Genomic DNA, 21,958 nt, shown 5'->3' with positions numbered 1-21,958 from the left:
TCCGTCCTCAGAACTGATACCCGGGTCGGTATTCGTTTATGAGGCGGGCACGTATGGACCGCTATGCCCGAACGGATCGACGTGTTGCACGTCGACGACGACCCCTCCGTGCTGGATCTCGCGGAGGCGTATCTCGAACGCGAACTGGACGCCGTCGCGGTGACGGGCGTCACGTCGGCGTCGGACGCGCTCGACGCGCTCGACGGCGAGCGGTTCGACTGCATCGTCAGCGACTACGACATGCCCGGCACGGACGGGCTGGAGTTCTTCGAGCGGCTCCGCGAGACCGACCGCTCGATCCCGTTCGTGTTGTACACCGGGAAGGGGAGCGAGGAGATCGCGAGTCAGGCGCTCAACGCGGGCGTCACCGGCTACTTCCAGAAGGGCGGCCCAGAGCAGCTCCGCCGGCTCGCGAACCGCGTCCGGCAGGCGGTCGACGAGCACCGGACCCGGGAGATCGCGGACCGCTACTCGACGGTCATCGACGCGCTCGGCTACCCCGTGTACGTCGTCGACGAGACCGGCGTCTTCCGGTTCGTCAACGAGCCGTTCGCGGAGCTGACCGGCTACGACCGCGAGGAGATCGTCGGGAGCGAACCGAGCCTCATCAAGGACGACGAGGCCGTCGCGGAGGCGGAGAATCGGCTCGGGACGATCCTCTCCGGCTCCGGGCCGGACGTCCAGCGGTTCCGGGTGGACATCGCTCCGAAGGAGGGCGAGCCGATCCCCTGTCGGGACCACATGGCGGCGCTCCCGTACGAGGGCGACTGCTTCGAGGGGAGCGTCGGCATCCTGCGAGACGTCTCCGACGAGGTGGAGCGGCGCGAGGAGCTGGAGACGAAGACGCGCGCGCTCGACGAGGCGCCCGTCGGCATCACCATCACCGACCCCGACCGGCCGGACAACCCGATGGTGTACGTCAACGACCGGTTCGTCGGGATGACCGGCTACGACCGCGACGAGGCGGTCGGCGTCAACTGCCGGTTCCTGCAGGGCGCCGACACCGACGAGGCGTCGGTCGCGCGGCTCCGCGAGGCGATCGACGCGGAGGAGCCGACCAGCGTCGAGCTGCTGAACTACCGGAAGGACGGCACCGAGTTCTGGAACCGGGTCAGCATCGCCCCCATCCGCGACGCGGGCGGTCGCGTCTCCGAGTGGGTCGGCTTCCAGGAGGACATCACGGCGTTCAAGGAGCGCGAGGCGGCGCTCGAGCGACAGAACGAGCGGCTCGACTCCTTCGCGAGCATCGTGAGCCACGACCTCCGGAACCCGCTCAACGTCGCGCAGGGCCGCGTCGACCTGGCGCGGACGACGGCGGACGAGGGCGCCGAGCACCTCGACGCCGCGGCCGACGCGCTCGACCGCATCGGGTCCATCGTCGAGCACACGCTCACGCTCGCCCGCGAGGGGGAGACCGTCGGCGACCCCGAGCCGGTGTCCGTCGCGGACGTCGCCGCGGACAGCTGGGAGACGGTCGACACCGGCGCCGCCGAGCTGACGATCGAAACCGACCGGGAGGTGCTGGCCGACGCCGACCGGCTCCGGAACCTCTTCGAGAACCTCGTCCGGAACGCCGTGGAACACGGCGGCCCGGACGTGGCGATCCGCGTCGGCGACCTCGACGACGGCTTCTACGTCGCCGACGACGGGCCGGGAATCCCGGAGGGGGTCGCGGACGAGCTCTTCGACCCCGGACAGAGCGGCGTCGAGGGCAACACCGGCTTCGGGCTGGCGATCGTCCAGGAGATCGCCAACGCGCACGGCTGGACCGTCGCGGCGACCGAGTCGGCCGAGGGCGGCGCGCGCTTCGAGATCCGCGGGATCGAGCGCCGTCAGCCGCCGGCGGTCGAGTCGTAGACGCCGACCCGGAACCGGATCGACTCCCGCCGTTCGCAAACGCCTTTGTGGTCCCGACCGAAGCGGAGGGAAATGGGGACGCTCTCCGGCATCGCCGACACCGACCGGCGGGTCATCGTGCTCGCGCTCGCTCGGATGGTCGGGGCCGCCGGCAACTCCTTTCTCATCGTCGTGCTGCCGCTGTACATCGCGAGCGACCTGATCGACGTCAGCGCGCTCCTCGGGACCGAGGTCGGCGTGGGCGCGGCGTCGGTCACGGTGACCGAGCCGCTGCTCATCGGGGTCGTCCTCTCGCTTTTCGGCTTCCTCAACAGCCTCTCGCAGCCGGTGACCGGGCGGCTCTCGGACCGGATCGGGGTCCGACGCCCCTTCGTGCTGACCGGCATCCTCCTCCTGGGGACCGCCAGCGGGCTGTACACGGTCGCGGACGTCTACTGGCAGCTCGTCGTCCTGCGGGCGATTCAGGGGTTCGGCGCGGCGCTTATCATCCCCGCGACGGTCGCGCTGGTCAACGAGTACGCGTCGGCCGACGCCGACCGCGGCGGCAACTTCGGCGTGTACAACACCTTCCGGCTGATCGGCTTCGGCTTCGGCCCGGTGCTGGCCGGCGCCGTCGTCGAGGCCGGCCCGTACGACCTCTCGCCGGTCGGGCTTCCCGTGATCGACGGCTTCGACGCCGCCTTCGCGGCCGCCTGCGGCGGGGCGTACCTCAGCTTCGCCCTCGTCTTCCTGCTCGTCCGCGACGCCGCCGAGTCCAGCGAGGCGAGCGACGACCTCTCGATCCGGGTTCGCGGCGAGGACCGCCTGCTCGATCCGGTGTTCGCGCTCGGGCTGGCGACGGTGGCGATGGGGATGTGCATCGCGCTGTACGCGACGCTCCAGAACCAGGTGAACGTCCGGCTCGACCAGGCGCCGGTGTGGTTCGGGCTCCAGTTCGCCGCCGTCACCATCGCGAACGTGCTCTTACAGGTGCCCGTGGGACAGGCCAGCGACCGGATCGGGCGCCGCCCGTTCCTGCTCGCCGGCTTCGTCCTCCTCGCCCCGACGACGCTGCTGCAGGGGATCGTCACCGACCCGATCCTGATGACGCTCGTCCGGCTGGCGCAGGGGGTCGCCGTCGCGTTCGTCTTCGCGCCGTCGCTCGCGCTCGCTGGCGACCTCGCGCGGGAGGGCGAGTCCGGGACGACGCTGTCGGTGCTCACGATGGGGTTCGGCTTCGGCGTCGCGCTCGGCCCCCTCGCGTCCGGCTGGCTCGTCGGCTTCGGCTTCGTCGTCCCCTTCGCGGTGGGCGCCGGGCTCGCGGTCGTCGCGCTCGCCGCGGTCGTGACGCAGGTCGAGGAGACGCTCGGCGCGAGCGACGACGCCGGGGCGGTCGCGGCGGACTGAAGCGTATAACCGACCTCGGCTCGAACGGAGGCCCGTGTCGAACGACCGCGTCCGCTGCGTCGACTGCCGCGAGCCGATCGCGAGCGACGCCCGGGTCTGCCCGCACTGCGAGGCGGTCCAGCCGTCGCCGCTCGTCGACGTCGGGGTGGCCGTCGCCGGCGTCTTCGCGTTCGCCTTCGGCCTGCTCCTCGCGATGCTGACGATCGGGACGAGCCGGCTGTTCGGCTTCCTGCTGCTCGTCGTCGGCTTCGGCCTCGCCGTCGGCGGCTACACCCGCCACGTCGACCGGCGGGCGGGACGGCGGGCGCGGTGAGACCGACGGGCCCGGACCGCTCTCTCCGGCGTCGACGTCGCGGCCGCACGGTCCGGCGACTTTTATCCGTCGCCGGCGAGAAGACGCCAATATGCTCACCCCAGTCAACGCCGGACTCGTCCTCGCCGGACTCCTCCTCGCGTTCGTCGGCGCCGCGGTTTCCGTCTACGCCGTCACGCTGACCGGGCTGCTCGTCGGGGGCGGCGCGGGCTACCTCGCCGCGCCGAGTCTCGTCGGGCTGATCGCGGTCGACGGGCCGGTCCTGACGGGGGTCGCGGTCGCGATCGGCGCCGCGGTCGGCGGCTTCCTCGCGTACGCCGGGCTCTCCTTCGCCGTCGTCGCCATCGGCGGACTGGTCGGCGGCTTCGCCGGCCGGTTCGCGGTCGGGCCGCTGTACGCGGCCGACGCGGCCGGGTTCGAGGGGACGCTGCTGCTCGTCGGCGCGACGCTCGCGGGCGTCGCGGTCGGCGCGCTGTTCGGATTCGTCCTGAGCCGGACGACGCTCGTCGTCTCGACGGCGTTCATCGGCGCGGCGTTCGCGTCGCGGTCGATCACCCCGGCGACGCTGGACGCGGCCGCCGCCGGGCCGTCGGTCGAGCCGCTCCTGTTCGACGTCGCCGCGCCGGTCTTCGTGGCCGTCTTCGCCCTCGGCGCGCTCTCGCAGCTCGGGCTATTCCGGTTCGGCTACGTGACGAAGCTGGTCGGGCTCCTCCCCGGTGCGCGGCGGTGGACCGCGGACGACGACCGGAAGGCGAAGGGCGCCTGAGTCGGACTCAGTTACTCGTCTTCGTACTCGTAGAACCCGCGGCCCGTCTTCTTCCCGAGGTCGCCGGCCTCCACCTTGCGCTTGACGAGGTACGCCGGCTTGTAGCGGTCGCCGAGCTCGGCGTGGAGCGTCTCGCTGGCGTCTAACACCACGTCGAGCCCGATGTGGTCGGCGAGCTCTAAGGGGCCCATCGGGACGTTCGTCCCGAGCTTCATCCCTCGGTCGATGTCGGCCTTCTCGGCGACGCCCTCGTCGTAGGCCCGGACGCCCTCGTTGATCCACGGCATCAGGATGCGGTTCGTGACGAAGCCGGGCTTGTCGTCGGACTCCCACGTCTCCTTGCCGAGGGCCGCGGCGAAGGCGTGCGCGAACTCGACGACCGCGTCCGCGGTGCGCTCCCCGACGACGACCTCCACGCCGTCCATGATCGGCACCGGGTTCATGAAGTGGAGGCCGATCACGTCGCCCGCGCGGTCCGTGGCGCTCGCGATGGTCGTGATCGACAGCGTCGAGGTGTTCGTCGCGAGGACGACGTCGTCGTCGGTCACCTCGTCGAGGTCGGCGAACACGTCGCGTTTCACGTCCATGTCCTCGACCGCCGCCTCGACGACGACGTCCGCGGACGCGAGGTCGGCGAGGGCGGTGGTGCCCGCGATCCGGTCGCGGATCGCCGCCGGCTCCTCGTCGAGGGCGTCCTTCGCCGCCAGCCGATCGAGGCTGTCGTCGATGCTGTCGAGGCCGCGATCGACGTACTCCTGCTCGATGTCGCGCATCACGACCTCGTAGCCGGCGGTCGCGGCGACCTGCGCGATCCCGTTGCCCATCGTACCGGCCCCCACCACGCCGACGACGTCGATGTCGGATAGCTCCCGCATGGAGGTCGCTGTCGCGCCGCGGCTGGTAAGTATTGCGGCTCCGCGACCGCGGCGAGTCGGGTCCGTAACCGCGGCGTGTCGACTCCGCGACCGGAGCGTGTCGGCTCTGAGACGGATACCGTCGCGCCCGGGAGCCGTTCGTTGCGAACGATTGATAATTAACTATTTGAGTAGTAATTCCATCTGTCTCGAATCCGTTCCGGAGCGGAGCGAAACGCGCGGAGCCCGTCGAATCCGTTTCTTTACGTCCGCCGAAACGACCATAGCGTTTTTTATCGATGTAACGGGAGTACGAACTGATGCTTCCTCACGCCGCCGACAACATCTCGCGGGACGGTAAGTCGCTGATCCTCGCGTACGACCACGGTCTCGAGCACGGGCCGGTCGACTTCGAACCGAACCCCGACACGGCGGACCCCGAGCGGATCTTCGAGCTCGCCACCCACGAGGCGGTCACCGCGCTGGCCGTCCAGAAGGGGGTCGCCGAGGCGTACTACCCCGACTACGAGGACGAGGTGAACCTTCTGTTGAAGCTCAACGGAACCTCGAACCTCTGGATGGGCGAGCCGAACAGCGCGGTCAACTGCACGGCCGAATACGCCGCCGGACTCGGCGCCGACGCGATCGGGTTCACGGTGTACGGCGGGTCGAACCACGAGATCGAGATGGCCGAGGAGTTCCGGGAGGCGCAGGAGGGCGCCCGCGAGCACGACATGGGGGTCGTCATGTGGTCGTACCCCCGCGGGCAGGGGCTCCGCAACGACGGGAGCCCGGACGTCATCTCGTACGGCGCGCGGCTCGGCTTAGAGCTCGGCGCCGACGTGGTGAAAGTGAAGTACCCCGGCTCACCCGAGGCGATGGGCGACGCCGTCGAGATGGCCGGCCCCGCCAACGTCGTGATGTCCGGCGGGACGATGCGCGACGACAAGGCGTTCCTCCGGAACGTCTCGAACGCCATCGACGCGGGCGCGACCGGGATCGCCGTCGGCCGGAACGTCTTCCAGCGCGACGACCCCGAGCGCATCCTCGACGCGCTGGAGGCCGTGGTCTTCCAGGAGGCCGACCCGGCCGAGGCGCTGGCCGTCGCCGAGAGCGACGACTGATGACTGACCCTGTCTCGGACCGCGATCCGGACCCGACCGTCGAGGCCGTCTTCGACGCGGTCGCCGAGACGGCCCCCGAGATCCGCGCCGCGCTGCCCGGTCGCCGCGTCGAGAGCGGGACCGACAACCCCTCGGGCGAGAGCGTCCTGGCCGGCGACCTGTACGCCGACGAGCTGCTCGGCGAGGCGCTCACCGCGATCGACGGCGTCGGCTCGTTCGTCAGCGAGGAGCGCGAGGCCGCCGTCGACGCCGGCGGCGCGGTCGGGAGCGACGCGGACGGCGGCCCCTACGCGGTCGCGATCGACCCCCTCGACGGCTCCTCGAACCTCCGGTCGAACAACGCGATGGGCACCGTCGTCGGGATCTACGACGCGCCCCTCCCCGCGACCGGGAGAGACCTCGTCGCCGCCGGCTACGTCCTCTACGGCCCGATCACGACGATGGTCGTCGCCGACGACGCCGGCGTTCGCGAGGAGGTGGTCGAGGCGGACTCCGAGGGGTCGGTCACCCGCTCGGTCGTCGAGGACGACCTGCGGCTCCCCGGCGACCCCCTCGTCTACGGGTTCGGCGGGCGCGTCCCGGACTGGCCGGACGACTTCACCGCCTTCGCGCGCGAGGTCGAAGACGAGCTGAAGCTCCGGTACGGCGGCGCCATGGTCGGCGACGTGAACCAGGTGCTCACCTACGGCGGCATCTTCGCGTACCCCGCCCTCGTCGACGCGCCGGACGGGAAGCTCCGGCTCTCCTTCGAGGCGAACCCGATCGCCTACATCGTCGAGCGGGCGGGCGGGGCCGCCACGGACGGCGACATCGACATCCTCGACGTCGAGCCCGAGGGCGTTCACGACCGCGTGCCGCTGTACGTCGGCAACGAGGAGTTGGTCGAGCGGTTGAAAACGGCGCTCGACTGACTCACGCCGTCGAATCGGGTCCGGTCCGGCCGGACCCGCATGGAAAACTGTTTAGGATCTACCGCAAATCTTGCGCCCATGAAAGTCCACGTCGGCGCGGCGGCGACGCCGGAGGAGGCCGAGGCGATCGCGAAGTCGCTCGCCGAGCACCTCGGCGTCGACGTCGACGTCCACGTCGGCGACGCGGCGGAGCCCGCCGCGAGCGCCGAGCCCCCCGAGACGGCGTACCCCCTCGACGACGACCTCGGCCCCACCGACCGCGAGCGCGCCCTGCAAGCGGAGATCGACGACATCCTGGAGGGCGGTCCGGAGAAGTACCGGGAGCGGATCCCCGAGCAGGGGAAGCTGTTCGTCCGCGACCGGCTCGACCTCTGGTTCGGCGGCGAGGGCGGGACGCGCGGCGCGGGCGACGCGACCGACGGCGACTCGGCGGGCCTCCACTTCGAGGACGGGAAGTTCGCCGCGTTCGACGACTGGCACCCGAACGCGCCGAACCGCGACGCCGACGACGAGAGGGACGGGTCCGACTCCGGCGACCGGCTCCCCGCCGACGGCCTGCTCACCGGCGCGGCCGAGTTCGAGGGGCGAGACGTCCACTTCATGGCCAACGACTTCACCGTGAAGGCGGGGTCGATGGCGGCGAAGGGCGTCGAGAAGTTCCTCCGAATGCAACAGCGGGCCCTGAAGACGGGCAAGCCCGTCCTCTACCTGATGGACTCCTCCGGCGGGCGGATCGACCAGCAGACCGGCTTCTTCGCCAACCGCGAGGGGATCGGGAAGTACTACTACAACCACTCGATGCTCTCCGGCGCCGTGCCGCAGATCTGCGTCCTCTACGGCCCCTGCATCGCCGGCGCCGCCTACACGCCCGTCTTCGCCGACTTCACGGTGATGGTCGAGGGGATGTCCGCGATGGCGATCGCCTCGCCGCGGATGGTGAAGATGGTCACCGGCGAGGAGATCGAGATGGCGGAGCTGGGCGGGCCCCGCGTCCACGCCGAGGAGTCCGGCTCCGCGGACCTCGTCGCCCGCGACGAGGAGCACGCCCGCGAGCTGGTCGCCGACCTGATCGGCTACCTCCCGGATCGGGCCGGCGAGAAGCCTCCGCAACGGGAGACGAAGCCGCCGAAGCTCCCGCCCGAGGGGATCGACGAGCTGATCCCCGAGTCGCCAAACCGCGCGTACGACGCCCGCGACCTGCTCGACCGGATCGCCGACGCGGAGTCCGTCTTCGAGCTGAAGGAGGGGTACGGCCCGGAAATCGTCACGGCGTTCTGCCGGATCGACGGGCGGCCGGTCGGCGTCGTCGCCAACCAGCCGACGGCGCGCTCGGGCGCGATCTTCCCCGACGCCGCCGAGAAGGCCGCCGAGTTCATCTGGACCTGCGACGCCTACGAGATCCCCCTGTTGTACCTCTGTGACACGCCGGGGTTCATGGCCGGCTCGGGGGTCGAGAAGGACGCGATCTTAGAGAAGGGGAAGAAGATGATCTACGCCACCTCCTCGGCGACGGTGCCGAAACAGACCGTCGTCGTCCGGAAGGCGTACGGCGCGGGGATCTACGCGATGGGCGGGCCGGCCTACGACCCCGAGAGCGTGATCGGGCTTCCCTCCGGCGAGATCGCGATCATGGGTCCGGAGGCCGCGATCAACGCCGTCTACGCGCGGAAGCTCGCCGAGATCGACGACCCCGAGGAGCGTGCCGAGACCGAGGCGCGCCTGCGCGAGGAGTACCGCGAGGACATCGACGTCCACCGGATGGCCAGCGAGGTCGTCATCGACGAGATCGTGCCGCCGTCGACGCTCCGCGAGGAGCTCGCGGCCCGGTTCGCGTTCTACGAGGACGTCGAGAAGGACCTGCCGGACAAGAAACACGGGACCGTTCTCTGAGAGGGCGGCAGGACGACACGGCGGACGTTCGGGCGATCCGACGGTCCGGCGACGCGGCCGACCGCTACAGCGCCGCGGCCAACTCGGGACCGAGGAGGTCGGCCGCGCCCCCGATACCCAGCGCCACGGCGACACCGACCGCGAGCAGCGCGCCGACGTACGCGGCGGACCCGACCAGCGACGCGGCGGCGAACCGCGGTGCGGAGACGGACGAGGCGTTCGCGGTCGGGACCGCGAGCCACCCGCGCGTGCCGGGGACCGCGTTGGAGGCGGCGACCGCGGGGAGCCCCCACCGGTCGAACCACCGCGTCGCCCCGTCGAGGCCCCCCTCGCCGATCGGAACGAGGGGAAGCGACGCGGGGTCGACGTCGAACCTCCGGACGGCGACGAAGACGACCGACTGGCCGACGGTCGCGCCGATCACCGCCGCGGCGAACACCGGCAGGACCGCGATCGCCTCGACGCCGACGGCGACCACGGCGGTCACGAACAGCGTCCGCGCGGGGAGCACCTTCCCGACGAGCGCGCCCTCGAGCGCGAACACGGCGAACACCGCGACGGCGCCGTAGCCCTCGACGAGGGCGAGCGCGGTCGCGACGTCGAGGTCGAACACGACCTCCCTCGGCCGGCCACGCGTAAAGCTCTTACACCGTGAGCGCTGCTCGCAGGGCCCATAGTAGCATCTCATCCGATCTCTCTGCTCTCAGTGCGTCGGATCGAGGCCGAACGACCGGGGGTGGGTATTTACCGACAGCACGCGCAGGTGTCGTCCATGATAGACGTCGGTCGCAAGGCGCCGGACTTCATCGCCCCCGCGGTAACCGGCGGGACGGCCGCGGAGCTGGAGCTGTTCCGGCTGGTCGACGGCCGCGAGGCGGTCGCGCTCTGTTTCGCCCCCGCGAACTTCGTCCCGACCTGCACGGCAGAGCTCGCCGCGGTGCGGGACGCGGGGTGGCACGGCCGCGACGACCTCGCCGTCGTCGCGCTCACCGGGGACTCGCTATACTCGGGGTTCGCGTACGCCGACCGGTTCGACCTCCCCTTCCCGATCGTTTCGGACTTTCACGGCGGCGTCGCCGACTCGTACGACCTGCTCGCCGAGTCGTGGGAGGGCCACTCACAGATTCCGCGCCGCGCGACGGTCGTGATCGGGGGGGACTGGACCGTCCGGTTCGCCGAGGCGACGACGGACGCGCTCGACCGCCCGGCCCCGTCGCCCGTCCAGAACGCGACCGCGGCGCTCCGCGACCTCGGCGTCGACGTCGACCGGCCGCGGGTGAACTACGACGGGCCGTGGTGAGGGGGTCGGCGAGGAGGGGTGACGGACCCCGCCCGGTCGCCGGGATTATTTGACGCGCGCGCCGACGTTCACTTCATGGAAGGCGACTTCGCGGAGTACCTCGACGAGTTCTCGCGCCGCGACTGGGAGACGCTCGATCCGGTGGCCGTCACGGACGTCGACGCCGACGCGGTCGAGGCGGTCGCCGCTGAGCGCGACGTGACCGGCGTCACCCCCGAGGAGCTCCGGTCCGGCGAGGTCGCGGACGCGTACGACGCGGTGTACGTCGCGAACGAGTCGGCCGAGACGGGGCGGCCGGTGACGCTCGGCGACGACGCCGCCTAAGGCCGAGCGATCGCTACTGCTCGATCCCGTACACGTCGCTCGTCCAGTTGCGCGCCGGCGTGTCGTACACCGGCTCGTCGCGGTCGCGCTCGTCGAGCCGCCGCCGGTCGGCCGCGTCGAGTTCCCAGTCCAGGTCGGCGTTCGCCCGGACGTGGTCCGGCGTCGACGACCGCGGGAGCGGGACCACGCCGCGGTCGACCGCCCACCGCAACACGACCTGCGCGGGGCTCCTGTCGTACGTCTCGGCGAGCTCGGCGACGACCTCGTCGCCGAACACATCGGTCCGCGCGAGCGGCGCCGCGGCTTCGACCACGGTGTCGCTCTCGCGGCAGTAGTCGACGAGGTCGGGCCGCTGGAAGTACGGGTGGAACTCGATCTGGTTCACCGCGATCGGGACGTCCGAGACGTGGTGCGCGCAGCTCAGCTGGTAGGCGCTGAAGTTCGAGACGCCGACGTCGCGGACGAGCCCCCGATCGCGGAGCTCCGCCATCGCCCGGAGCGTCTCGCGCAGCGAGATCGCGGGGTTCGGCCAGTGGATGAGGTATAAGTCGAGGTAGTCGGTGCCGAGCCGGTCGAGCGACGCCTCGCACGACTCGATCACCGACTCGTAGTTGAGGTTCTTCGCGAGCACCTTCGAGGTGAGGAACACGTCGTCGCGGTCGTACTCCGCGAGGGCGTCGCCGATCGCGTCCTCGTTGTGATACCCCTCGGCGGTGTCGATGTGCGCGTAGCCGGCGTCGAGCGCCGCGCGGACGCTGTCGGCCGTATGGTCGCCGAGGTCGTACGTGCCCAGTCCGAGCGCCGGTAACTCGGCGCCGCTCGGGAGCGTCTTCGTTGGAACGGTCACACGGCACGGGTTCGGCGGATCGTCGATTGAAACTACCGGTCGGGGAACCCGGGCACCGTTGGATCCGCAGCAGGAACCGCGCCTAGACACGATCGCGACTAAGACAGACGCAGCAGGATACGTAAACAGAGGTACGGTGGCGCGCGCCTGTGAGCGCCCAGCGGGCGCGAACAGCGCGTGCGAGGGAGTCGGTCGCCCGGAGCGACGCGGAGGGCAACCGACGAGGCTGGGGAGGTATGAGGTGCTATGCGGTGCCGCGAGAGAAACTCGACCAATCCGCTGCAGGTCGCAACTGACACGAATCCCTCGGATTCGACTCGTGTAGTTAGGAAACGCACCGGCCGAGACTCCCGCGAGCGCAGCGAGCGGGAGTCAGGCCGGTGGATCTTCGAGCGCAGCGAGAAGATGCACCGGCCGAGATTTGAACTCGGGTTGCAACCATGGCAAGGTTGCGTGATACCACTACACTACCGGTGCGTGCTTCGCATCAGGACATAGCCCGAGTCGGAGATATAAGGGTTCCGAACGACGGCCGGCCCGGTGAGATATCCGCCCGAATCCGCTCGCCGGAAGCGTCATCGGGCTCCCGTCCAAGACGGATACGAGACGACCCATATGACGCGCCGATCCACTCCCACCGCCGACCGACGCAACGTCCTCCGAGCGACCGGCGGGCTCGCCGCCCTCTCGGTCGCCGGCTGTCTCGGTGAGGGCGGCACCGGAGGCGACGGCGGAACCGGGAACGACGACGGAAACGGAACCGACGGTGACGACGCCCCGTCCGACGACGGCGACGACGTCGAGTACGCGGTCGAGCGCGTCGCGGAGGAGTTCGAGCACCCGTGGGGGCTCGCCTTCCTCCCCGGCGACGGGCGGCTACTGGTCACCGAGCGACCGGGGCGGCTCTCGCTCGTCGACCCCGAATCGGGGGCCGCCGAGTCGGTCGCGGGCGCGCCCGACGTGTTCGCCGAGGGGCAGGGCGGGCTGCTCGACGTCGCGGTCCACCCCGACTACCCGGACGACCGGCGCGTGTACCTCACGTATTCGGCGGCCGCGGGGGACTCGCCCGCGGACGGGAGCGGCGCGACGACCCACGTCGGCGTCGGTCGCCTCGAGCTGGACGCCCCGACGCTCTCGGGGTTCGAGGCGATCCGCGTCGCCGAGCCGTTCCGCGACACGGACCTCCACTTCGGCTCGCGCGCGACGTTCGGCCCCGACGGCGCGCTGTTCGTCACGGTCGGGGACCGGCGCGACACCGAGTTCGGCCCGGACCACGTCTCGCAGGACCCGTCGAACGAGCTCGGGGCGACGCTCCGGCTGACGCCCGACGGCGACGCGCACCCGGACAACCCGTTCGTCGGCGACCCCGACGCGTCGGACGCCGTGTACAGCTACGGCCACCGGAATCCGCAGGCGATGGCGGTCCGGCCCGAGACGGGGGCGATCTGGCAGGCCGAGCACGGCGAGGAGGACGGCGACGAGATCAACGTGATCGAGCGCGGCGGCAACTACGGCTGGCCGATAGCGAGCGAGGCGTGTCGGTACGGGACCGACGACCCCCTCGCACCGGGCCACGACGAGCGGGGCGATGTGATCGCGCCGGTCCACTACTGGCCGTGCGGCTCCGGCGGGTTCCCGCCGAGCGGCGCTGTCTTCTACGACGGCGAGGCGTTCCCGGCGTGGCGGGGTGACCTGTTCGCCGGCACGCTCGCGGCGCGGTACCTCGGCCGGTTCACCGTCGACGGCGCCGGCGTCGAGGGCGCGACCGTCACCGAGCGGGAGCCGCTGCTCGACGACCGGGAGTGGCGCATGCGCGCGATTGCGGTCGAGCCGGCCACGGGCCACCTCTACGTCGCGGTCGACGACGCGGACGCGCCGATCGCGCGGATCGTTCCGGCGTGAGGTGAGGGCGGCTCGCTCCAGTTTACGCAAACGAATTTACGTAGGCCGCGTTACAAAAATATCGTTCAGATTACAGTTATACCCGCGTAGCGCGTACCGCTGATCGCATGAGATCGAACGGAGTACGGCTGTCAGGCGACGCATCGACTCCCCCGCGCGGACCACCGCCGACGGTGCGCGGAACGGTGCTGCTGCTCGCGGTCATGGCCGGGGTCCTCGTCATCGCCTCGTACCCGGTACCGAGCGTCGGCCTCGCGGCGGTGGCTCTCTCCGCGCGCTACGGGGGGCGACCGCTCCTGCGGCGGCTCCGAGAGCGAGCGGCCGACTGGGAGCCGGGACCTGTGTGCGTGCCCGGGACGGACGTCTGCCTCGGCGCGTGACCGGCGAATTCCCACGACAGGCTCTTTATACGAGGCGGACCCACGAGCCACCACCATGACCGAGGGGGACCCGGACGGTCGGCTGCCGCCGGACGAGGCGTTCGCCGCGCTCGGCGACGAGGTCCGGGTGGGAATCCTGCGCGTCCTCGGCGACGCGGCGGAGCCGCTCGCCTTCTCCGAGCTGTACGACCGGCTTCCGGTCGAGGACACGTCGCGGTTCAACTACCACCTCGGCGAGCTCCGCGGTCACTTCGTCCGGAAGGACGAGGCCGGCTACGCGCTCGATCACCCGGGTCGACGGGTCGTCGAGGCGATCCGCTCCGGGGCGGTCACCGGCGACCCCGACTTCGAACGCACGTCCATCGACGACCGCTGTCCCGCGTGCGACGAACGGCTGGAGATCCGGTGGCGCGACGGGAGCATCGAGGTGTTCTGTCCGAACTGCCGGAGCCGGTGGGAGCGCTCGTCGAACCGCGTCGACGCCGCCGAGGGGCCGGAGTCGGGGTACCTCGGGCGGCTCCCGTTTCCTCCGGGCGGGATCCGGAACCGGGAGGCCGAGGAGGCGTTCCGTGCGGCCCACGCGTGGACGGTCGTCGAGCTCCTCGCGGTCGGAACCGACATCTGTCCGCGGTGTGCGGCGACCGTCGAGACCGAACTGGACGCCTGCCCGGACCACGAGGACGACGGGACCTGCTCGAACTGCCGGTCCAGCTTCGCGGTGGTGTTCCGGGCCTCGTGCGCCAACTGCCCCTACCACGCCGGGAGCGCCGCGGCGCTCGGGCTGCTGTCCTCCCCGGCGTTGTTGGGATTCATGCTCGATCACGATCTCGACCCGCTCTCGCCGCGGTCGGTCCGCCGTTTCGACCGCTTTTTCAGCGAATACGACGAGGAGATCAGGTCGCGGGACCCCCTCCGAGCGGTGCTTACGTTCTCCCTCGACGGGGACGAACTCGCGCTTCACGTCGACGGGAACGGCGATATCGTCGACGTGTCGTCGTAGCCCGTCATCGCGGCTCGTCGCCGACGACGACGCGCCGGTCGTGCGGAACCGTCCGGCCCGACTCGACCGACCGCCACCGGCGGCCGCATCATCGGCGGGCGCGTTCCCGGGGCGGTCGCGCCCCGTTCCGTGTCAGAGTCTCTCTCGATTTCCGACCCGAATCCCCCGCCAGACCCCGTGTGAACGCGCCACAGCCCGGAAACGGGACCGCTATCCTTTTACGGTGCCGTCCGAAATCGAGGGGTACAGTCTCGCCACGATGCGTACCGAAGACGGACTCACGATCTGCGTTCCGTCTTCGGTCGTCCGGGAGGCCGAGGACGACCGCGAGGCGACTCGCAAACTCGGCTACGTCGCCCGTGCGGCGGCGGTGTTCCGGGCGGATCGACTGGTCGTCTTCCCAGACGCGGAAGGCGAGCGGCGACGGGGCGGCGAGTACGTTCGGACCGTGCTGGGGTACGCCGCGACCCCTCCGGGGCTCCGCAAGGACCTCTGGGGGGAGCGCGACGAGCTCCGGTACGCCGGCGTGCTCCCGCCGCTCCGCGTGCCGTGGCGGACCGGCTCGACCCCTAGCGGGGAAGAGTCGAAAACACAGGGACTCGTGACCGAGGTCGGACCTGAAGGCCGCGTCCGGGTCAATTCCCCGCTGCGGGAACACCCGATCTCCCTGCTCGTCCCCTCCGGAATGGAGGTCGAGCGGGGGGAGCGCGTCACCATCAGGGTCTCTTCGAGAGAACCGGTCCGCGCCCGCATCACCGGGAAGCCCGAGGAGGGTTTCCAGGTCGTGGACGCGGACCTGTCGGAAGCGCTCGCCGGCGACGGACTGGCCGTCGCGACGTCGCGACACGGGGAGGAACTCTCCGTCTCGCGGCTCGGCGGCATCGTTTCGGACGCGCGGAAGGCCGGCGGCTACACCGTCGCCTTCGGCGCGCCCGAGCGGGGGCTTCCGGAGATGCTCGGGCTTTCGCCCGACGACATTCGGGCGGCCGTCGCCGACGGCCGTCCGGTCGAACCCGATCCGGGGTTCGACCTCTGGCTGAATACGATCCCGGCACAGGCGAGCGAGGTCGTCCGAACGGAGGAGGCTCTGTTCGTGACTCTCGGCTCGCTCACACTCACGGAGTAAACACATGCCACAACCAAGCCGACCACGAAAAGGCTCGCTGGGCTACGGCCCGCGTACCCGCGCAGACCGAGAGGTCCCGCGCATTCGATCGTGGCCAGACGACGACGGAGCCCCCGCACTGCAGGGGTTCGCCGGTTACAAGGCCGGAATGACGCACGTCGTGATGGTCAACGACGAGGCCAACTCGCCGCGTGAGGGGATGGAAGAGTCCGTCCCCGTCACGGTCGTCGAGACGCCGCCGATGTACGCGGTGGCCCTGCGCGCCTACGAACAGACAGCGTACGGAAAGAAGCCGGTCGAAGAGGTCTGGGCGACCGAGTTCCACGAGGAGCTCGACCGCGCGCTCGACCTCCCGGCGGAGGACACCTTCGAGGAGGACGCGGAGGAGCTGCGCGCGTTGCTCGACGACGACGTCGTCGACGACGTCCGCGTCATCACTCACACCGCCCCCTCGGAGCTCGCGAACGTGCCCAAGAAGAAGCCCGACGTCATGGAGACCCGAGTCGGCGGCGGCTCCCTCGAGGAGCGCGTCGACTTCGGGCTCGACCTCGTCGCGGAGGGCGGCGCCCACGAGTTCGGCGACGTCTTCCGCGCCGGTCAGTACACCGACGTCTCGGGCATCACGAAGGGGAAGGGGACGCAGGGTCCCGTCAAGCGATGGGGCGTCCAGAAGCGGAAGGGCAAACACGCCCGCCAGGGATGGCGGCGCCGGATCGGCAACCTCGGTCCGTGGAACCCCTCCCGCGTGCGCTCCACCGTTCCCCAGCAGGGGCAGACCGGCTACCATCAGCGCACCGAGCTCAACAAGCGCCTCATCGACTTCGGCGAGGGCGACGACGCCTCCGTCGACGGCGGCTTCGTCAACTACGGCGAGGTCGACGGCGAGTACGCGCTCATCAAGGGCTCGCTGCCCGGTCCGGACCAGCGCCTGCTTCGGTTCCGCCCGGCCATCCGGCCGAACGACCAGCCGCGCCTCGACCCCGAGGTCCGGTACGTATCCACCGCATCCAACCAGGGATAATACATGAACGCAACAGTACACGACCTGGACGGCGGGGACGCGGGCAGCGTCGAGCTGCCGGCGATCTTCGAGACCGCGTTCCGACCGGACCTCATCGGTCGGGCGGTCTCCGCCGCACAGGCTAACCGGAAACAGGCTTACGGCGCCGACGAGTTCGCCGGGCTGCGGACCCCCGCGGAGTCGTTCGGCTCCGGGCGCGGGCTCGCGCACATCCCGCGCTCCGAGAACGTCGCCCGCCGCGTCCCGAGCGCCGTCTCGGGCCGCGCCGCGCACCCGCCGAAGGCCGAGAAGGACCAGACGAAGAAACTGAACGACAAGGAGCGACAGCTCGCGATCCGGTCGGCCGTCGCGGCCACCGCGGACGCCGAGCTCGTCGGCGAGCGCGGTCACGCGTTCGACGACGACCTGACGCTCCCGCTCGTCGTCTCCGACGAGTTCGAGGACTTACAGAAGACTCAGGAGGCCCTGGGCGTGCTGGAGTCCGTCGGCGCCGACGCCGACATCACGCGCGCCGAGGAGGGCCGCTCCGTGCGGTCCGGCCGCGGGAAGACCCGCGGTCGCAAGTACAGCCAGCCCAAGTCCGTCCTCGTCGTCACCAGCGAGGAGCCGTCCCGCGCCGCCCGGAACCTCTCGGGCGTCGATGTCGCGACCGCGGGCGAGGTCAACGCGGAAGACCTCGCGCCGGGCGGACACCCGGGGCGACTCACGCTGTGGACCGAGAGCGCGATCGAGGAGGTGGCCGACCGATGAACTCCATCATCGAGCACCCGCTCGTCACCGAGCAGGCGATGAACGAGATGGACTTCAAGAACAAGCTGCTGTTCCTCGTCGACATCGACGCGACGAAGCCCGAGGTCCGCGAGGAGGTCCAGGACCGCTACGACGTCACCGTCACCGACGTGAACACGCAGGTGACCTCGAAGGGGAAGAAGAAGGCGACGGTCACGCTCTCCGAGGACGACGACGCGACCGAGATCGCCTCGCGCATCGGGGTGTTCTGATATGGGACGACGAATCCAAGGACAGCGGCGTGGACGCGGCGGCCCGACGTTCCGGGCCCCCTCCCACCGCTACAAGGCGGAACTGTCGCACAAGAAGCTCGAGGACGTGGACACGGTCACCGGCGAGATCGTCGGGATCGAACACGACCCCGCCCGCTCGGCTCCGCTCGCGGAAGTCGAGTTCGAGGACGACGACCGTCGGCTCGTGCTCGCGCCGGAGGGCGTGCGCGTGGGCGAGACGATCCAGGTCGGCGTGAGCGCGGAGATCAAGCCCGGGAACACGCTCCCGCTGGCCGAGATCCCCGAGGGCGTGCCGGTGTGTAACGTCGAGAGCAACCGCGGGGACGGCGGAAAGTTCGCGCGCGCCTCCGGCGTGTCGGCGACGCTCCTCACCCACGACCGCGACGTCGCGGTCGTCCAGCTCCCCAGCGGGGAAGTGAAGCGGCTCGACCCGCAGTGCCGCGCCACGATCGGCGTGGTCGCGGGCGGCGGCCGGACGGAGAAGCCCTTCGTCAAGGCCGGTAACAAGTACCACAAGATGAAGGCGCGCGGGACCAAATACCCGCGCGTCCGCGGCGTCGCGATGAACGCCGTCGACCACCCCTTCGGCGGGGGCGGTCGCCAACACCCCGGCCAGCCGAAGTCCGTCTCGCGGGACGCCCCGCCCGGACGGAAGGTCGGTGACATCGCATCCAAGCGCACCGGACGAGGTGGCAACAAATGAGTTCCAACTACCGAACCGGCCGCGAGGGCAAGGAGTTCGCCTACCGCGGTCACTCGCTCGACGAGCTGCAGGAGATGGACGTCGAAGACGTCGCGGAACTGCTCCCCGCACGCCAGCGGCGAAGCATCGTTCGCGGCCTCGGCACCGAACAGCAGAAGCTGCTGGAGACGGTGCGGAGCCGCGACAAGGAGACGACGGCGGACGACCCGATCCGGACGCACCTGCGCGACATGCCGGTCCTGCCGGAGTTCGTCGGCGTCACCTTCTCCGTGTACAACGGACACAGCTTCGAGCGCGTGCAGGTCGAACCCCAGATGATCGGACACTACCTGGGCGAGTTCCACCTCACGCGAAGCACCGTCGAACACGGTCAGGCCGGCATCGGCGCGACCCGGTCCTCGAAGTTCGTGCCCCTCAAGTAACAATGGGAATCAACTACAGCGTCGAGGCCGACCCGGAGACCACCGCCAAGGGGATGCTCCGCGACCGGCCCATCAGCGTGAAGGACAGCAAGGAGATCTCCCGGGAGATCAAAGGCGAGACCGTCGCCGACGCCGAGGAGTTCCTGCAGGAAGTCATCGACGAGGAGACCTCGGTGCCGATGCGCCAGCACAACGCCGGCGCGGGCCACCGCTCCGACATCGACGGCTGGGACGCGGGCCGCTACCCCGAGAAGGCCGCCAAGGACTTCCTCAAGCTCCTGGAGAACGTCAAGAACAACGCGACCGAACAGGGGTTCGACGGCGACGATATGGTCATCAAACACGTCGCCCCCCACAAGGTCGGTGAGCGACCCGGGCGGAACCCGCGAGCCGCGGGCGCCACCCAGTGGAACACCACCCTCGCCGACGTCGAACTCATCATCGAGGACCCGGAGGCCGACGAATAATGGCTGACGAACACCAATTCATCGAGGACGGCCTGCGCCGTTCACAGATCAACGAGTTCTTCGCGGACGAGCTCGGCCGAGCCGGCTACGGCGGCATGGACGTCGCCAAGACGCCGATGGGCACGCAGATCGTCCTGAAGGCCGAAAAGCCCGGCATGGTGATCGGGAAGGGCGGGAAGAACATCCGCAAGATCACCACCGAGCTCGAGGACCGCTTCGACATGGACGACCCGCAGATCGACGTTCAGGAGGTCGACGAGCCCGACCTGAACGCCCAGATCGTCGCGGACCGTCTCGCGAACGCCCTCGAACGCGGCTGGTACTTCCGGAAGGCCGGTCACACGACGATCGACCGGATCATGGACGCGGGCGCGCTGGGCGCCGAGATCGTCCTGTCCGGGAAGGTCACCGGCGCGCGCTCGCGCGTCGAGAAGTTCAACCGCGGCTACATCAAGCACAACGGCGAGCCCGCGGAGGAGGTCGTCGACCACGGCCAGGGCGTCGCGGTGATGAAGCTCGGGACGATCGGCGTCAACGTGAAGATCATCCCGCCGGGCGCGCAGCTCCCCGACGACTTCGACGTCCGCGAGGACGCCGAGGTCCCGGAGGTCGAGCAGGCCGCCGCGGGCGACGACGAGGGCGTCGAGGCGCTCCTCGAAGAGGAGCCCGAGGAGGTGCCGGACGTCGGCGCCGACGACGACGACGTCGAGGTGCCCGACGAGGACCCCGCCGACGTCATCGACGAGGAGGTCGTCGAGGAGGTCGTCGAGGAGACACAAGAGACGGCCGCGGAGGCGACCGACGTCGCCGCCGAGGAGCCGGTCGGCGACGCCGAGGCGGACGACGTCGACGAGCTCGACGAGGAGATCGAGTCGGAGGCGGCCGACCTCGTCGCTGAGATGGAAGCCGCGGACGACGAGGAGGAGGACGAATAATGGCGATCCTCTACACCGACGAGATCCGCGACATGACGGCGGCCGAGCGCCAGGTCGAGCTCGAGGAGCTCGAGACCGAGCTGCTCAACTCGAAGGCGCAGCGCGCCGCCGGCGGCATGCCGGAGAGTCCGGGCCGCGTGAACGAGCTGAAGAAGACGATCGCGCGGATCAAGACGATCCAGGCGGAAGAAGGCGACTTCGACGACGAATAACGATGATTTCCCCCGACACACTCGTACGGCACGAACTCGTCGGCCTCCCGGTTCGGGTGGCCGACGCCGCCAGCGACGCCCACGCGGGCATCGCCGGCCGCGTGCTGTCCGAGACGTTCGGCACTATCGTGGTCCGAACCCCGTCGGGGGACAAGCGCGTGCCCAAGTCGGGCGCGACGTTCGAGTTCGCGGTCGTCGACGTCCCGACCGTCCGCACAGATGAAGCCGCCGACGACGTCCAGTCGTCGGGGTCCGCGTCCCAACTCGGGTCGGATACTACGGGGGTCCGCCCCCGTCAGTCTGGCCCGTCCGGGTCCGCAAGCGTCGTCACCGGTGACGGCGCGGGTCCGGCGAGCCATCGCGGCGAGTGCAAAGACGCGGTCTACGTAACGGTGGATGGCGATCGGTTGCGGCATCGACCCGCCGAACGCACCGAACGAGGTGTCACACAATGGCGATAGGAATCGACGTACCCACGCCTCCGGAGCCAGACAACCCGGAGGATTACGACTACGAGAAGTGCCCGTTTTACGGGCAGCTCTCCGTCCGCGGCCAGACCCGTGAGGGAACGGTCGTGTCGACGGATATGGAAAAGACCGTCATCGTCGAGCGAGAGTACGACGTGTTCGTACCGAAATACGATCGGTACATGAAGCGTCGCTCGCGCATCCCGGCCCACGTGCCGGGCGTGCTCGACTCGCTCGAAGTCGGTGACGAAGTGACTATCGCGGAGACGCAACCGCTCTCGAAGACGAAGTCCCACGTCGTCGTCGAGAACCTGTCGGGTGATCAGTGATGGAGGCGCTCAAGGCCGACGTCACGCAGGGGCTCTCGAAGGGCTCGCTCATCACGTGCGCCGACAACACCGGCGCACGCGAGCTGAAGGTGATCTCCGTCGCCGGCTACTCCGGCACGAAGAATCGCCACCCGAAGGCAGGTATCGGCGACAAGGTGACCGTCTCGGTCACCAAAGGGACCCCGGAGATGCGGCGGCAGGTGCTGGAGGCGGTCGTCGTCCGCCAGCGCAAGCCGATCCGCCGTCCGAGCGGGACCCGCGTGAAGTTCGAGGACAACGCGGCCGTCATCATCGACGACCTCGACGAGCCGCGGGGCACGGAGATCAAAGGCCCCGTCGCCCGCGAGGTCGCCGAACGATTCGGGAGCATCGCCTCGACCGCGACGATGATCGTCTAACC

General features: G+C 70.1%; 27 protein-coding genes and 1 tRNA gene. 24 read left to right on the top strand and 4 right to left on the bottom strand.

Annotated elements, in window-relative coordinates:
* The first annotated feature begins 63 nt into the window (after positions 1–63).
* The 4 genes from FGM06_RS05865 to FGM06_RS05850 all read left to right on the top strand — a co-directional run bounded on the left by FGM06_RS05865 (position 64) and on the right by FGM06_RS05850 (position 4,322).
* Positions 64–1,857, top strand: a complete 1,794-nt coding sequence (locus tag FGM06_RS05865; RefSeq protein WP_144798192.1) for a hybrid sensor histidine kinase/response regulator — start codon at positions 64–66, stop codon at positions 1,855–1,857.
* Between the two features lie 72 nt (positions 1,858–1,929).
* Complete coding sequence (locus tag FGM06_RS05860) at positions 1,930–3,243, top strand: MFS transporter (protein WP_144798191.1); 1,314 nt, start codon at positions 1,930–1,932, stop codon at positions 3,241–3,243.
* Between the two features lie 34 nt (positions 3,244–3,277).
* Complete coding sequence (locus FGM06_RS05855) at positions 3,278–3,556, top strand: zinc ribbon domain-containing protein (RefSeq protein WP_144798190.1); 279 nt, start codon at positions 3,278–3,280, stop codon at positions 3,554–3,556.
* A gap of 91 nt (positions 3,557–3,647) precedes the next feature.
* A complete protein-coding gene (locus FGM06_RS05850) occupies positions 3,648–4,322 on the top strand; it encodes a phosphate ABC transporter permease (RefSeq protein WP_144798189.1) in 675 nt (224 codons plus the stop codon).
* Positions 4,323–4,333: 11 nt separating this feature from the next.
* Here the strand turns inward: FGM06_RS05850 and FGM06_RS05845 are convergent, their stop codons facing one another.
* Positions 4,334–5,197, bottom strand: coding sequence for a 3-hydroxyacyl-CoA dehydrogenase family protein (locus FGM06_RS05845; protein ID WP_144798188.1), 864 nt, complete (start codon positions 5,195–5,197; stop codon positions 4,334–4,336).
* 299 nt (positions 5,198–5,496) lie between these two features.
* Between FGM06_RS05845 and FGM06_RS05840 the strand changes: the two genes are divergently transcribed.
* The 3 genes from FGM06_RS05840 to FGM06_RS05830 all read left to right on the top strand — a co-directional run bounded on the left by FGM06_RS05840 (position 5,497) and on the right by FGM06_RS05830 (position 9,101).
* Entirely contained in the window at positions 5,497–6,300 is an 804-nt protein-coding gene (locus FGM06_RS05840) for a class I fructose-bisphosphate aldolase (RefSeq protein ID WP_144798187.1), read from the top strand.
* Positions 6,300–7,211, top strand: coding sequence for a class 1 fructose-bisphosphatase (locus FGM06_RS05835; protein WP_144798186.1), 912 nt, complete (start codon positions 6,300–6,302; stop codon positions 7,209–7,211). Before FGM06_RS05840 ends, FGM06_RS05835 begins: the two co-directional genes overlap by 1 nt.
* 78 nt (positions 7,212–7,289) lie before the next feature.
* A complete protein-coding gene (locus FGM06_RS05830; protein ID WP_144798185.1) occupies positions 7,290–9,101 on the top strand; it encodes an acyl-CoA carboxylase subunit beta in 1,812 nt (603 codons plus the stop codon).
* 64 nt (positions 9,102–9,165) lie between these two features.
* Here the strand turns inward: FGM06_RS05830 and FGM06_RS05825 are convergent, their stop codons facing one another.
* Complete coding sequence (locus tag FGM06_RS05825) at positions 9,166–9,714, bottom strand: DedA family protein (protein WP_144798184.1); 549 nt, start codon at positions 9,712–9,714, stop codon at positions 9,166–9,168.
* Between the two features lie 159 nt (positions 9,715–9,873).
* On the opposite strand from FGM06_RS05825, the gene FGM06_RS05820 reads away from it, so the two are divergent.
* Together FGM06_RS05820 and FGM06_RS05815 are read left to right on the top strand one after the other, a co-directional pair.
* Positions 9,874–10,401: a redoxin domain-containing protein gene (locus tag FGM06_RS05820; RefSeq protein ID WP_144798183.1), complete on the top strand. Its 528-nt coding sequence runs from the start codon at positions 9,874–9,876 to the stop codon at positions 10,399–10,401.
* A 75-nt stretch (positions 10,402–10,476) separates the two neighbouring features.
* The gene (locus FGM06_RS05815; RefSeq protein ID WP_394348611.1) at positions 10,477–10,725 is read left to right on the top strand and encodes a hypothetical protein; all 249 of its coding nucleotides are present in this window, start codon (positions 10,477–10,479) and stop codon (positions 10,723–10,725) included.
* Between the two features lie 13 nt (positions 10,726–10,738).
* Here FGM06_RS05815 and FGM06_RS05810 read toward each other — a convergent pair whose 3' ends face one another.
* Positions 10,739–11,572: an aldo/keto reductase gene (locus FGM06_RS05810; protein ID WP_144798182.1), complete on the bottom strand. Its 834-nt coding sequence runs from the start codon at positions 11,570–11,572 to the stop codon at positions 10,739–10,741.
* 406 nt (positions 11,573–11,978) lie between these two features.
* Positions 11,979–12,049 (bottom strand) — tRNA-Gly (locus FGM06_RS05805).
* A 138-nt stretch (positions 12,050–12,187) separates the two neighbouring features.
* Between FGM06_RS05805 and FGM06_RS05800 the strand changes: the two genes are divergently transcribed.
* The 15 genes from FGM06_RS05800 (at position 12,188) to FGM06_RS05730 (ending at position 21,956) form a co-directional block, all read left to right on the top strand.
* A complete protein-coding gene (locus tag FGM06_RS05800; protein WP_144798181.1) occupies positions 12,188–13,474 on the top strand; it encodes a PQQ-dependent sugar dehydrogenase in 1,287 nt (428 codons plus the stop codon).
* A 107-nt stretch (positions 13,475–13,581) separates the two neighbouring features.
* The gene (locus FGM06_RS05795; protein WP_144798180.1) at positions 13,582–13,854 is read left to right on the top strand and encodes a hypothetical protein; all 273 of its coding nucleotides are present in this window, start codon (positions 13,582–13,584) and stop codon (positions 13,852–13,854) included.
* A gap of 55 nt (positions 13,855–13,909) precedes the next feature.
* The gene (locus tag FGM06_RS05790) at positions 13,910–14,854 is read left to right on the top strand and encodes an ArsR/SmtB family transcription factor (RefSeq protein ID WP_144798179.1); all 945 of its coding nucleotides are present in this window, start codon (positions 13,910–13,912) and stop codon (positions 14,852–14,854) included.
* 259 nt (positions 14,855–15,113) lie between these two features.
* Positions 15,114–15,980 (top strand): putative RNA uridine N3 methyltransferase, encoded by an 867-nt coding sequence (locus FGM06_RS05785; protein ID WP_144798178.1) that lies wholly within the window; start codon positions 15,114–15,116, stop codon positions 15,978–15,980.
* A gap of 4 nt (positions 15,981–15,984) precedes the next feature.
* Positions 15,985–17,001, top strand: a complete 1,017-nt coding sequence (locus FGM06_RS05780; RefSeq protein WP_144798177.1) for a 50S ribosomal protein L3 — start codon at positions 15,985–15,987, stop codon at positions 16,999–17,001.
* A 3-nt stretch (positions 17,002–17,004) separates the two neighbouring features.
* On the top strand, positions 17,005–17,751 hold the full coding sequence (rpl4p, locus tag FGM06_RS05775; protein WP_144798176.1) for a 50S ribosomal protein L4: 747 nt from the start codon (positions 17,005–17,007) through the stop codon (positions 17,749–17,751).
* Positions 17,748–18,002: a 50S ribosomal protein L23 gene (locus FGM06_RS05770; RefSeq protein ID WP_094521924.1), complete on the top strand. Its 255-nt coding sequence runs from the start codon at positions 17,748–17,750 to the stop codon at positions 18,000–18,002. The genes rpl4p and FGM06_RS05770 overlap by 4 nt, the downstream gene beginning before the upstream one ends.
* Before the next feature lies 1 nt (position 18,003).
* On the top strand, positions 18,004–18,726 hold the full coding sequence (locus tag FGM06_RS05765) for a 50S ribosomal protein L2 (protein WP_144798175.1): 723 nt from the start codon (positions 18,004–18,006) through the stop codon (positions 18,724–18,726).
* Positions 18,723–19,148, top strand: a complete 426-nt coding sequence (locus FGM06_RS05760) for a 30S ribosomal protein S19 (protein WP_144798174.1) — start codon at positions 18,723–18,725, stop codon at positions 19,146–19,148. Before FGM06_RS05765 ends, FGM06_RS05760 begins: the two co-directional genes overlap by 4 nt.
* Before the next feature lie 2 nt (positions 19,149–19,150).
* Positions 19,151–19,615, top strand: a complete 465-nt coding sequence (locus FGM06_RS05755; RefSeq protein WP_144798173.1) for a 50S ribosomal protein L22 — start codon at positions 19,151–19,153, stop codon at positions 19,613–19,615.
* Complete coding sequence (locus tag FGM06_RS05750; protein WP_144798172.1) at positions 19,615–20,550, top strand: 30S ribosomal protein S3; 936 nt, start codon at positions 19,615–19,617, stop codon at positions 20,548–20,550. Before FGM06_RS05755 ends, FGM06_RS05750 begins: the two co-directional genes overlap by 1 nt.
* Positions 20,550–20,762 carry a 50S ribosomal protein L29 gene (rpmC, locus tag FGM06_RS05745; RefSeq protein ID WP_123620224.1) on the top strand — a complete coding sequence of 71 codons (213 nt, stop codon included), beginning with the start codon at positions 20,550–20,552 and terminating at the stop codon, positions 20,760–20,762. Before FGM06_RS05750 ends, rpmC begins: the two co-directional genes overlap by 1 nt.
* Before the next feature lie 2 nt (positions 20,763–20,764).
* Positions 20,765–21,223: a ribonuclease P protein component 1 gene (locus tag FGM06_RS05740; protein WP_144798171.1), complete on the top strand. Its 459-nt coding sequence runs from the start codon at positions 20,765–20,767 to the stop codon at positions 21,221–21,223.
* Positions 21,214–21,558 (top strand): 30S ribosomal protein S17, encoded by a 345-nt coding sequence (locus FGM06_RS05735; RefSeq protein WP_144798170.1) that lies wholly within the window; start codon positions 21,214–21,216, stop codon positions 21,556–21,558. Before FGM06_RS05740 ends, FGM06_RS05735 begins: the two co-directional genes overlap by 10 nt.
* Positions 21,558–21,956 carry a 50S ribosomal protein L14 gene (locus FGM06_RS05730; protein WP_144798169.1) on the top strand — a complete coding sequence of 133 codons (399 nt, stop codon included), beginning with the start codon at positions 21,558–21,560 and terminating at the stop codon, positions 21,954–21,956. The genes FGM06_RS05735 and FGM06_RS05730 overlap by 1 nt, the downstream gene beginning before the upstream one ends.
* The last annotated feature ends 2 nt before the right edge of the window (positions 21,957–21,958 follow it).

The organism is Halorubrum depositum (genome assembly GCF_007671725.1).
Taxonomy (GTDB): Archaea; Halobacteriota; Halobacteria; order Halobacteriales; family Haloferacaceae; genus Halorubrum; species Halorubrum depositum.
This window is presented reverse-complemented; position numbering and strand designations above follow the sequence as displayed.